The 10,644-nt window shown below is 69.5% G+C and carries 12 protein-coding genes and 1 tRNA gene; 6 read left to right on the forward strand and 7 right to left on the reverse strand.

Annotation, left to right across the window (positions count from 1 at the left end):
- Nucleotides 1-263: 263 nt before the first annotated feature.
- Nucleotides 264-830: an inorganic diphosphatase gene (ppa, locus tag Q8Q71_RS13505; protein WP_305760123.1), complete on the reverse strand. Its 567-nt coding sequence runs from the start codon at nucleotides 828-830 to the stop codon at nucleotides 264-266.
- A gap of 278 nt (nucleotides 831-1,108) precedes the next feature.
- Between ppa and Q8Q71_RS13510 the strand changes: the two genes are divergently transcribed.
- Nucleotides 1,109-1,792: a DUF599 domain-containing protein gene (locus Q8Q71_RS13510; protein ID WP_305760124.1), complete on the forward strand. Its 684-nt coding sequence runs from the start codon at nucleotides 1,109-1,111 to the stop codon at nucleotides 1,790-1,792.
- A 246-nt stretch (nucleotides 1,793-2,038) separates the two neighbouring features.
- Here the strand turns inward: Q8Q71_RS13510 and Q8Q71_RS13515 are convergent, their stop codons facing one another.
- Nucleotides 2,039-2,917, reverse strand: a complete 879-nt coding sequence (locus Q8Q71_RS13515; RefSeq protein WP_305760125.1) for an N-formylglutamate amidohydrolase — start codon at nucleotides 2,915-2,917, stop codon at nucleotides 2,039-2,041.
- Nucleotides 2,918-3,037: 120 nt separating this feature from the next.
- Here Q8Q71_RS13515 and cpdR point away from each other — a divergent pair, with 120 nt between their 5' ends.
- Complete coding sequence (cpdR, locus tag Q8Q71_RS13520) at nucleotides 3,038-3,394, forward strand: cell cycle two-component system response regulator CpdR (RefSeq protein ID WP_056616494.1); 357 nt, start codon at nucleotides 3,038-3,040, stop codon at nucleotides 3,392-3,394.
- A 191-nt stretch (nucleotides 3,395-3,585) separates the two neighbouring features.
- Nucleotides 3,586-3,660, forward strand: a tRNA-Val gene (locus tag Q8Q71_RS13525).
- A 116-nt stretch (nucleotides 3,661-3,776) separates the two neighbouring features.
- Here Q8Q71_RS13525 and Q8Q71_RS13530 read toward each other — a convergent pair.
- A complete protein-coding gene (locus Q8Q71_RS13530) occupies nucleotides 3,777-3,992 on the reverse strand; it encodes a hypothetical protein (RefSeq protein WP_305760126.1) in 216 nt (71 codons plus the stop codon).
- 21 nt (nucleotides 3,993-4,013) lie between these two features.
- Between Q8Q71_RS13530 and Q8Q71_RS13535 the strand changes: the two genes are divergently transcribed.
- A complete protein-coding gene (locus tag Q8Q71_RS13535; protein ID WP_305760127.1) occupies nucleotides 4,014-4,172 on the forward strand; it encodes a Beta-galactosidase C-terminal domain in 159 nt (52 codons plus the stop codon).
- Nucleotides 4,173-4,227: 55 nt separating this feature from the next.
- Here Q8Q71_RS13535 and Q8Q71_RS13540 read toward each other — a convergent pair whose 3' ends face one another.
- A complete protein-coding gene (locus Q8Q71_RS13540) occupies nucleotides 4,228-5,397 on the reverse strand; it encodes a DNA cytosine methyltransferase (protein WP_305760128.1) in 1,170 nt (389 codons plus the stop codon).
- 129 nt (nucleotides 5,398-5,526) lie between these two features.
- On the opposite strand from Q8Q71_RS13540, the gene Q8Q71_RS13545 reads away from it, so the two are divergent.
- Nucleotides 5,527-8,046, forward strand: coding sequence for an ATP-binding protein (locus Q8Q71_RS13545; protein WP_305760129.1), 2,520 nt, complete (start codon nucleotides 5,527-5,529; stop codon nucleotides 8,044-8,046).
- 21 nt (nucleotides 8,047-8,067) lie between these two features.
- Here the strand turns inward: Q8Q71_RS13545 and Q8Q71_RS13550 are convergent, their stop codons facing one another.
- From Q8Q71_RS13550 to Q8Q71_RS13560, 3 genes are read right to left on the reverse strand one after another with little or no spacing between them, the layout of a single operon-like run.
- Nucleotides 8,068-8,355 carry a DUF5985 family protein gene (locus tag Q8Q71_RS13550; RefSeq protein ID WP_305760130.1) on the reverse strand — a complete coding sequence of 96 codons (288 nt, stop codon included), beginning with the start codon at nucleotides 8,353-8,355 and terminating at the stop codon, nucleotides 8,068-8,070.
- Nucleotides 8,352-8,624 (reverse strand): DUF5985 family protein, encoded by a 273-nt coding sequence (locus Q8Q71_RS13555; RefSeq protein ID WP_305760131.1) that lies wholly within the window; start codon nucleotides 8,622-8,624, stop codon nucleotides 8,352-8,354. The genes Q8Q71_RS13550 and Q8Q71_RS13555 overlap by 4 nt, the downstream gene beginning before the upstream one ends.
- The gene (locus tag Q8Q71_RS13560; RefSeq protein ID WP_305760132.1) at nucleotides 8,621-9,013 is read right to left on the reverse strand and encodes a hypothetical protein; all 393 of its coding nucleotides are present in this window, start codon (nucleotides 9,011-9,013) and stop codon (nucleotides 8,621-8,623) included. The genes Q8Q71_RS13555 and Q8Q71_RS13560 overlap by 4 nt, the downstream gene beginning before the upstream one ends.
- A gap of 256 nt (nucleotides 9,014-9,269) precedes the next feature.
- Here Q8Q71_RS13560 and Q8Q71_RS13565 point away from each other — a divergent pair.
- A partial coding sequence (locus tag Q8Q71_RS13565; protein WP_305760133.1) for a HAMP domain-containing protein occupies nucleotides 9,270-10,644 on the forward strand: 1,375 nt, incomplete at its 3' end.

The following is a 10,644-nucleotide window of genomic DNA, read 5'->3' on the forward strand; positions in this document are numbered from 1 at the left end:
GGGTTGCGAAAATTGCTGTGTCTGGAAATGAAATTGTCGCAGCACGAATTCCTTCTCCCCTTGAGGGAGAAGGTGGCTCGCGAAGCGAGACGGATGAGGGGTGAAACACCCGTCTGTCCGTGGACCGCGTCTGCTCTCGCCATTCCGCTCGCGGAGGCAGCCCCCTCATCCGCCCCCTCCGGGGGCACCTTCTCCCTCAAGGGGAGAAGGACGATTGGGGCGGCGTCCCTCCTCGACCCTCAAGCGGAGAGGGAAGGCGGGATTCAGGCCGCGTTGGCGGCCTTGCCGGCGGCGGCTTTCAGCTTGTCCTGATGCGCGCGCATGCCGATGGCGATCAGTTCGGCGGCCTCGCCGGCGTCGCCCCAGCCCTTGACGGTGACCGACTTGTTCTTCTCCAGGTCCTTGTAGCGGGTGAAGAAGTGCTCGATCTGCTCGACCATGATGGTCGGCAGCTGCCGGTAGCTGGCGATGTCGGTGTAGTAGGGGTTCAGCTTGTCGACCGGCACGGCGAGGATTTTCTCGTCGCCGCCGGCCTCGTCTTCCATCTTCAGCACGCCGATGGGGCGCGAGCGGATGATGCAGCCCGGCACCACCGGGGTCGGGTTCAGCACGATCACGTCGCAGGGATCGCCGTCGTCCGACAGGGTGTGCGGGATGAAGCCGTAATTGCCCGGATAGTACATGGCGGTGTGCAGGAAGCGGTCGACGAACAGGGCGCCGGAAGCCTTGTCCATCTCGTACTTCACCGGCAGGCCGCCCTGCGGAATCTCGATGATGACATTGACGTCCCAGGGCGGATTCGGGCCGACGGGGATGGCGTCGATGTTCATGGCGCGCTCGTTTATGGTGCAGTGCGATACGAAGGTGGCGGGCGTGATAGGCGCGCACGGCGCCCGAAGCAAGGCGGAGAGGGTTGTTTGCGGGCCGTCGCTCGACGCGCGGCGTCTCGCTGCTTGAGCGGGGAAGCTTGTCTTGCGCGCTATCGCTCGACGCGCGGCGTCTCGCTGCTTGAGCGCTGGTTTGCGCGCTATCGCTCGGCGCTGGGCGTCTCGCTGCTTGAGCGCGGGAGCTCCGCGCGTCACCATGAAGCCGTGACGAGGAGCATCCGATGACCCTGTTCGACTGGCTGGCGCTGGGCCTCTTCATTCTGTGCTGGCTCGGCTATGGCCCGCTGCTCGGCCTGCTGGCGCGACGCAGCGGCACGCTGAACGACGACATGCTGGTCATCCGGCGGGTGTGGATGACGGCCATGACCCACCGCGAGATCCGGCTGGTCGACAGTCAGTTGCTGGGCCACACCATCAACTCCGGCGGCTTCTTCGCCTCGACCAATCTGCTGCTGATCGCGGCCGTGGCCAGCGTGCTGTTCGGCGGCGAGCAGGCGATGCGGGGTTTCGCCGCGGTCGGGGCGGGGGACATGCCGATGAAGCTGCTGGAGGCCAAGCTGGCCCTGATGCTGGTCTGCCTGGCGCGCGGCCTGCTGGATTTCATCTGGTCGATCCGGCAGCTGAACTACGCCCTGGCCCTGATCGGGGCGGCGCCCGAGGTGCACACCGAGGCGGACCGCGTCGCTCTCGGCGATGCGGCGGCCAACCTGCTGAATCCGGCCCTGAGCGCCTTCAGCCAGGGCGTGCGCGGCTATTATTTCGCCCTGGCGGCCGCAGCCTGGCTGTTCGGGCCCCTGTGGCTGGCCCTGGGCGTGGGGGCGGCCTTCTGCCTGCTGGTCTGGCGCCAGGCGGGGTCGCCGGCGGCCCGCGCGATCCGCAGCGCGCGACGGCTGCTGGAGCCTTGACGCCGGCAAGGCCACGCTCGTTCGCAGATGCGCTGTCGCAGGGATAATTTTTTCCGATGAAACCGCTTACGGGCCGATGGTGTAGCTCGAACCTGCCGTTACACGGCGTGATCGCAGGTGCGAAATACCGTCTTGACGATTTGTGCACCGCACACTAGCTTGATTTTCGACGCCTCCGGGCGTCTTGCCCTTCCTGGGCGTTTCCTCCCTATAGACTTCATGCCGCGCCCTCGGGCGCGGCTTTTTTTATGTCCGGTCCGGATCGACGGACAGCAGGGCCGAAATGACGCGGGCGACGCCGCTTTCCGTCCGCGGCCAGCCGGGACCGGGCGCGCGGGCGGCCTCGTCGAAATAGAGCGCCCGGTTCAACTCGACCTGGACGGCGTGGAAGCCCTCGGCCGGCCGGCCCCAGGTCTGGGTGGTCCAGCCGCCCGCATAGGGCTGGTTCAGGGCCACGCGCCAGCCCAGCGCCTCGAACGCCCGCCGCAGACGCCGCGTCAGCCCGGCCGAACACGACGACCCGTGGCGGTCGCCCAGCACGACGTCCGGCCCGCGGGCGCCGCCGGACCCTTGCGCGGCGCGCGCGGGCATGGAGTGCCAGTCGATCAGCATCGCCTCGCCGTGACGCTCGCGGGCCGCGCGCATCCGGTCGGCCAGGGCCGCATGATAGGGCGCGTGGGTCCCCGCGATGCGGGCCCGGGCCTCGTCCAGCGTCAGGCGGCGGTCGTACAGGGCCCGCCCGTCGCCGGTCATGCGGGGAATGACGCCATAGCCCGCCGCCGTCCGCGCCGAGCCGGGACCTTCGCCCGCGCCCTCGATCAGGACCGGATCGAGATCGGCGGGATCGCGGTTCAGATCGACCCAGGCCCGGCCCAGACGGCCGAGGACCACGGTCGCCCCGTGATCCACGCCGGGTGCGATCAGCCGGTCGACCAGGGCGTCTTCGGCGCTGCGCAGGCTGGCCTCCGGCAGGGTCGGATCGGCGCCCATGTCCGGCGGATAGATCACGCCCGAATGGGGCGAGGCGAAGACGAAGCGGCCCGGGACGGCCGGGCGCAGGACGACGAAGGCGTCGCCGCCGCTCCCATCGCTCCCGTCCCGCCCCTGATCCATGCTGTCAGCCATAGCCTGTTTCGCCCGGCCATCCACAGGGAGGGGCCGCGGCGGGCCCCTGATTTTCATGGCGGGTTTACCAGTCGCGGCGTAGCGTCGCGGAAAGAAGACGACCGGGGCGGACTTTCACATATGGCGCGCATTCTTCTGGCCGAGGACGATCACTCGCTGCGGGGCTTCCTGACGCGGGCGCTGGAACGGGCGGGCCATTCGGTGGTCGACTGCGAGAACGGCGACGACGCCATCGACGCCCTCGACCAGGGTCCCTGGGACCTGCTGCTGACCGACATCGTCATGCCCGGCGCCGACGGCATCGAGGTGGCGCGCGTCGCCGCCGCCCGCCAGCCCGGCATCCGCATCATGTTCATCACCGGCTTCGCCGCCGTGGCCCTGTCGGCCGCCCAGGCCAGTCCGCAGGCCAAGGTGCTGTCCAAGCCGGTGCACCTCCGCGACCTCGTCGGCGAAGTGGAGCGAATGGTCGCCGCTTAAAGCAGGGCGCGGTCGCTCGGCACGCGGTCGCCCGCTGCCTGAGCGCGGAGCTTTCTTCAGGGCGCTATCGCTCGCGACGCGGTCGCTCGCTGCCTGAGCGCGGGCTGTTCCGTTTCGCCCTTGCAGACTGCAAACCGGCCGGGTTATAGACCGCGCCTTCCCGTTCCGGACCTGTCCGGAACCGTTACGGCGGACGCGTAGCTCAGCGGGAGAGCACTTCGTTGACATCGAAGGGGTCACAGGTTCAATCCCTGTCGCGTCCACCATTTCTTTCAAAAGTTAAGCGGTGATGCGGTTCCGGCGCCGGCCGGAAACGGCCGCCCGGCGGTCGGGTGCGCCGACGCGCGCCTGACTTCTCCGGGACCCCGGAAAATGTCCGCCTTCAGGACCGGGGCGGCGGATCGGCGGGGCGCAGGGTCACGACGTCGAGAAGACCGGTCGGCCGGCCGCGGGTCGCCTGCAGCCGGATCACCAGCGATCGCTCTCCCTCGCCGGGGGGAAGCGGGGCGGAGACCTCGGCGCCGGGCCGGGCGTCGGCGACCTTGGCGCCATCCAGCCACACCTCGCCGGCCGAGGTGGCCCGGCCGAGGGACAGCACCCCGCCCCGCCGCTGGACCGCGTGTACGCGCGGGTCGTCGAGGGGCGCACTCTCTACGTCAACACGACGGGCGAGCCGAAGGAGGTTCCGCTCGGCGCGCCCGGCCGCGGCGTGCTCTCCGGCCAGTCTGTCGACCGGACGCTGCGCCTTGGACCGTGGGGCGTGGAGGTGGTGGAATAGCCAAGCGTCGGCGACGCCGCCGATAGCGGGTCGAGCGCGGAGCCGGGCGGGCTCTTCAGGCCGCCGCCCGGAACCGGGCCGGTTCTCCGAGCAAGGGTTCGAACAGCCATCGCGCCAGATGCCGCACGACAGGCACGGCGACGCCGTCTCCGGTCAGATGGCAGGCGGCGCTGTAGGAATCGGGCAGGCGGTAGCCGTCCGGAAGGCCCATCAGCCGGGCCGTCTCCCGGGCCGACATCAGACGGGACCGGACCACGCCGGCCTCGACCACCAGGACGGTCTGGCGACTGGACCCGCCGCCGGGAGTCCGCAGGCAACCGGCGATGTCGAACCGCGCTTCGGCCCGCTGCGCCTTGCCGCCCGAGGCGTCGCTGCGGGTGCGCCGGTACAGGGTCCCGACGCGCCGCCCGCCCTCCTGGCGCGCAAGCTCGACCTTGGCCAGGTTCGCCGGCGACATCAGCGTCAAAAGCCGCGCGGTCTGGGCGGCGGAGTGCCAGCGTCCGCCGGATGGATCCGGCTCGATCAGCGCCTCCAGCGTGGCGGGCCGGGGTTCGGGCTCGGGCAGGCGCCACCAGATCATGCGCGTCCGCAGGTTCGTCGGCAGGCGGTCGGCCGCCCGGCGCAGCGTGGCGGGATGAAACGGGCCGGCCGCCGCGGGCCGCGTCAGGGCCGAGGGGATGGCGACGTCCTCGCGCACCCCGATCACGAACAGCCGGGGCCGCGACTGCGGCAGGAAACCGTCGGCGTTGATCACCAGCGGGCCGCAACGATAGCCGGCCTCGGCATAGGTCCGGCAGATGATCTCGAAATCGCGACCGCCGCTCGAGGTCAGCGCGCCGCAGACGTTCTCGACGGCCACGATCCGCGCCGCCCGGCCGTCCCCGGCCAGGGCCCGCGCCAGCCGCCAGAAGTCGTGGAACGTCCCCGATCGCGTCCCGCCGAGGCCCGCGCCCGCGCCCGCCAGCGACAGGTCCTGACAGGGAAACGATCCCCACATCAGATCCGCCGCGCCGGGAAGATCGTCGGCGGCCAGGCCGGCGATGTCGCCGACGCGCAGGGCCTCGTCGCCCCAGTTGGCGCGGTAGGCGTCGGCCTTTTTCGGATCGAAGTCGTTGGCGAACAGGCAGCGCCAGCCACCGCCCAGACCGGCGCGCACCATGCCGCCGCCGGCGAAGAATTCGTAGAAGCCGGGCGATGCGGACGTGCGGACGGACGATTCGGCCATGCCGGGACGCTGACGCGGCGACGCGTGGAAGTCCACCGACCGGACGCTCGCGCGGGTGAAAGTCCGGGGCTCGCTAAAGCTTGGGAAAGGGTCGCCGGGTGATAATCGGTCCTCATCCCTGGAATCGACATGCACCCAGTCAAGTTTGTTCTCGTCGCCCTGCTTCTCGCGGCGCTCGCCGTTCCGGGCGGCGCGCGCGCCGCGACGCAGTCGCGCGAGAGCCGGATCGAGCTGGCGGAGCGCGTCGAGCAACGGGCCGCGGTCACGAGCTTTCCCGAACTGGAAGCCTTCGGCGAGGCGGCGCTGGCCCGGCCGACGCGCGAAGGGCTGAACCGGCTCTACCATGTCGCCTGGATCAGTCTGAACCAGGGCGATTTCGAGCGGGCGGCGGCCTGGAACGACCGCCTCGCCGAGGCCGCGCGGGTCCAGGACGATGCGCGCTATCAGGGGATCGCCCGGCTGAACGCCCTGGCCATCCGGTACGACAGCGGCGACTCGGGCGCCGCGGCGGAAATGCACCGCATCGCCCGCACCGCCACCGACTGGTTCGTCAAGGTCCACGCCATGCGGCTCAGCGCCCTTGCGCTGATGGATCAGGATCACATCGGCGACGGCCTCAGGCTGTTGACCGAGGCCGACGCCGTCATTCCCGAGAACGCGCCCTATGCCGACACCGCGCGGGCCGGACTGTGGGAGGTCACCGGCATGGGCCTCATGAAGCTGAACGACATCGAGGGCGCCACGACGGCGTTCCGCCGGTTCGAGATCGACTATTCGAACCCCGCCTATCCCCGGCCGGATTTCGACGCCCTGTACAATCTGACCCGCCTGTCGGTGCAGGTCGGCGACCAGGACCTGGCGGACCGGCTCTACGCCGCGCACCATCGGCTGTCCCGACGCGCCAATCTCGAAAGCCTGCTGGTCTACGACGCCAATCTCTGCGCCATGGTCGCCGAGGGCCGCGGCGATTCGCGCGCCGTCCTGGACTGCCTTTCGCCCTATGGGGCCGATCTGGGCGCGGCCTCCTTTCTCGCGCCGCAACTGCTGCCGACGCGCGCGCTCGCCTATGCCCGGACGGGTCAGGTCCGGCTGGCCCGGCGGGATCTGGCCGAGATCCGGCGCCGCGAGGCCGCGGGCCTGTTTCGGGAAGACGGGTTCTCGGAGGTCCCCAAGGTCGAGGCCGCCCTGCTGTTCACCGAAGGCCGGACGCGGGAGGCCTTCCAGCAACTGGACGCCTATCACAAGGCGCGCGAGGTGCAGACCGCGCGCCGGTTCAGCGCGGGGATCGGCCAGGTCACGAGGGAGATGCAGGAGCAACTGGCCCAGCGTCGTCGTCAGCTCGACACCGCCCGGGCCAACACCCAGCTGCAGAAGGACGTCATCGGCTGGCAACGCTGGATGGTCGGGATCGCGGTCGTCTTCATTCTGACCGCCGCCGGCCTCCTGGTCTGGCAATGGCGGTCCGCCGGGCATCTGCGGCTCGCGCGCCGGGCCGCGGAGGAGGCCAGCCGGTCCAAGAGCGACTTCCTGGCCAATATGAGTCACGAGATCAGGACGCCTCTCAACGGCGTGGTCGCCATGGCCGACGCCCTGGCGAGAAGCGATCTGGGCCCGCGGGAGCGGGAGATGGTCGACATCGTCCGGTCGTCCAGCGGAACCCTCGAGCGCCTGCTGTCCGACATCCTCGACAGCGCCAAGATCGAGTCCGGCCAGATCACCATCGAACCGGCGCCGTTCCATCTCGGCGATCTGGTCCGGGAGACGGCGGCCCTGTGGGAATCGAAGGCCGCGGCGAAGGGCGTCGCCCTCGAGGTCGGGATGGAAGACGGGATCGAGACGCGGGTCTATGGCGACGGCGTGCGCGTCCGGCAGGTTCTGACCAACCTGATCAGCAATGCGTTGAAATTCACCGCGACCGGCTCCGTCAGCCTGCGCGTGGAGAGCCTTGCGGACGATCGCGTGCGCTTCACCGTCGTGGATACCGGGGTCGGTTTCGAGCCCGATCAGAAGGCGCGCATCTTCGGGCGCTTCCATCAGGCCGACGGATCGATCACGCGGCGATTCGGCGGCACGGGCCTGGGCCTGGCGATCTCGCGCGAACTGGCCGAACTGATGGGCGGGTCGCTGGACTGCGACAGCCAGCCCGGCGTCGGCTCCCGGTTCTGGTTCGAGATTCCCCTGCCGCCGGCGGATGTCGCGAGCGGAGACGCCGCGACCCTTCCCGACGCCGACCTGGAGGCGGCCGCGCTGCGAATTCTCCTCGCCGACGATCACCCGGCCAACCGCAAGGTCATCGAGATCCTGCTCTCCGGCAGCGGAGCGGAGCTGGTGTGCGCCGCGGACGGGCGCGAAGCCGTCGAGGCCTACCAGAACGGCGGCTTCGATCTGGTGCTCATGGACATGCAGATGCCCGTGATGGACGGCCTCACCGCGACCGCCCGGATCCGCGCCTTCGAGGCCCAGCGCGGCTGGCCCCGGACGCCGGTGCTGATGCTGACCGCCAACGCCATGGCCGAACATGTCGAAGCGGGCCGCAGGGCCGGCGCCGACGGCCATCTGTCCAAGCCCGTGACCGCGGCGACCCTGTTCGCGGCGATCTCCCATGCGCTGGCCACGGCCGCGCCGACGGCCGACGCCGAGGCCGCCTAGAGCCGGACCCCGGCCGCGACCCTATTTGACGTCGATCCCGGACGCGCGTGACCGTGCCGCGCTCTTCGCGACGACGGCGACGATGATGATGAGGAAGGCCAGCAGCCGGAGCAGATAGAAGGGACTCTGTTCCTCGCGCGGCACCTTCATGACGATGGTCAGCAGCGGGGTCGCCGCCATCAGCAGAAAGGCGGCGGCGAAGGCGAGGAACAGGCCATCCCCGGTGCGCCGCCAGAATTTGAGGAAAAACAGGGCGGCGACCGCATAGCCCATGATGATGGCGCCGCTGGCGGCAAGGGCGACGCTCACTGGTCCACCTCCCAGACGAAGCCGTAGATCAGCACGCCGACCGCCAGCAGGGCGGTCGCCTGACGCGCGGGCGAGAGGTCGATTCCGGGCAGGATCACCATGTCCAGCACCACCAGAAGATTGTTGATCGCCAGGAGCCAGAAGCAGGCGGCGCTCCACAGCAGGAGCGCCTGGCGGGATCTCAGCCACGACCGGGTCAGAAGGCCGGCGCAGACGGCGCTGGTCAGCAGACACAAGCCATAGACGATTCCCGGCGCCCACTCCGTCACGGCTTCCACCCCCCCAGACGAAACGAATCCGCGAAGCCCTTCAGCGGATCCGGCCGCATCGAGGCGATGGCGTTCACCACGGCGACCGGACGCTCACGGTAGGCGGCTTCCAGCCCCTCGCAAAGAGCTCCCAACCGGGGCGAGGCGGGCGCATAGCGGAACGACCCGTCCGCCTCCATCGCCAGCCCGGCCTGTTGCAGACGCTGCAGGCAGTCGTTGACCAGGGGCGCGCTGGCCCGCAACTCGTAGACCAGCGTCTCGGGCGTCCACGACGCGGCGGGGCTCCGGCGCAGAAGCAGGAGGGTTTCGAGCGCCCACACTGACGGAATGGCGCCCTCGATGAAGGCGACAATTTCGGGATCCAGCGAGGAGGCGGGCGGCGAATTCACCGCTCGTGGTCCGGTTTCGGCCCTGGCGACATGGGGAGGGAACCTACCGCCTGGCGCGCGATTGGCAATGCGGGAGAATTTCCGGTCGGACGCGGAACCTCCCGTGAAGTTCGCGGTTGTCAGCAGTTGGTTCGGGGGAAGCAGCAGGATGGCGTGATCGGCTGGGGGTGGGGTCCGCGCGCGGCGCTGTTCCGGTCCAGCCGACCATCGTGTTCGACCTCCGGATGGAAATAGCTTCTGTTCCGAAGGCCCAACAATGTCGATCGCCGCCGTGGTTGCCGAACCCATCCTCGACAATCGTCAGCTCCTGACCGCCCTGCGCGCCTTCCGACGAGGAGATTTCTCCGTCCGGCTGCCCGGCGGCCTGACGGGCATGGATGGCGAACTGGCCGAGGTCTTCAACGACGTCGTCGAGCTGAACGACCGGATGAGCCGCGAGTTCAGCCGTCTGGGCGAACTGGTCGGCAGGCAGGGCAAGATCAACCACCGCGCCCGGGTCCCGGCCGCGACGGGCTCCTGGGCGGCGAGCGTCGACGCGGTCAACACCCTGATCGCCGACATGGTCCATCCGACCGCGGAAATGGCCCGGGTGATCGGGGCCGTGGCCAAGGGCGACCTGTCGCAGACCATGGACCTCGAGAACGAGGAGCAGCCCCTGCGCGGCGAATTCCTGCGCATCGGCCGGGTGGTGAACACCATGGTGGGCCAGTTGGGCTCGTTCGCCTCGGAAGTGACCCGGGTGGCGCGCGAGGTCGGCACCGAGGGCAAGCTGGGGGGCCAGGCGAACGTGAAGGGGGTGGCCGGCACCTGGAAGGACCTGACCGACAATGTGAACTTCATGGCCGCCAACCTGACGGGTCAGGTCCGCAACATCGCCGAGGTGACGACGGCCGTCGCCAACGGCGACCTGAGCCGCAAGATCACGGTGGACGTGAAGGGCGAGGTGCTGGAGCTGAAGGACACCATCAACACCATGGTGGACCAGCTCAATTCCTTCGCCTCGGAAGTCACCCGGATGGCCCGCGAAGTGGGTTCCGAGGGCAAGCTGGGCGGGCAGGCGAACGTGAAAGGCGTGGCCGGCACCTGGAAGGACCTGACCGACAATGTGAACTTCATGGCGGCGAACCTGACGGGCCAGGTCCGCAACATCGCCGAGGTGACCACCGCGGTCGCCAAGGGCGACCTGTCGAAGAAGATCACCGTCGACGTGAAGGGCGAGATCCTCGAGCTGAAGTCCACGATCAACACCATGGTGGACCAGCTGAACGCCTTCGCCTCGGAAGTGACCCGGGTGGCGCGCGAGGTGGGCACGGAAGGCAAGCTGGGCGGCCAGGCGCGGGTGGAAGGCGTCGGCGGCACCTGGAAGGACCTGACCGACAACGTCAACCTGATGGCCGACAACCTGACCGGCCAGGTCCGCAACATCGCCGAGGTGACCACCGCCGTGGCCAAGGGCGACCTATCCAAGAAGATCACCGTGCAGGTGCGCGGCGAGGTGCTGGAGCTGAAGGACACCATCAACGTCATGGTGGACCAGCTGAACGCCTTCGCCTCGGAGGTGACGCGGGTGGCCAAGGAGGTCGGCACCGACGGCAAGCTGGGCGGCCAGGCCCAGGTGGAGGGCGTCACCG

It is taken from the genome of Brevundimonas sp. (assembly GCF_030704825.1).
Lineage (GTDB): Bacteria > Pseudomonadota > Alphaproteobacteria > Caulobacterales > Caulobacteraceae > Brevundimonas.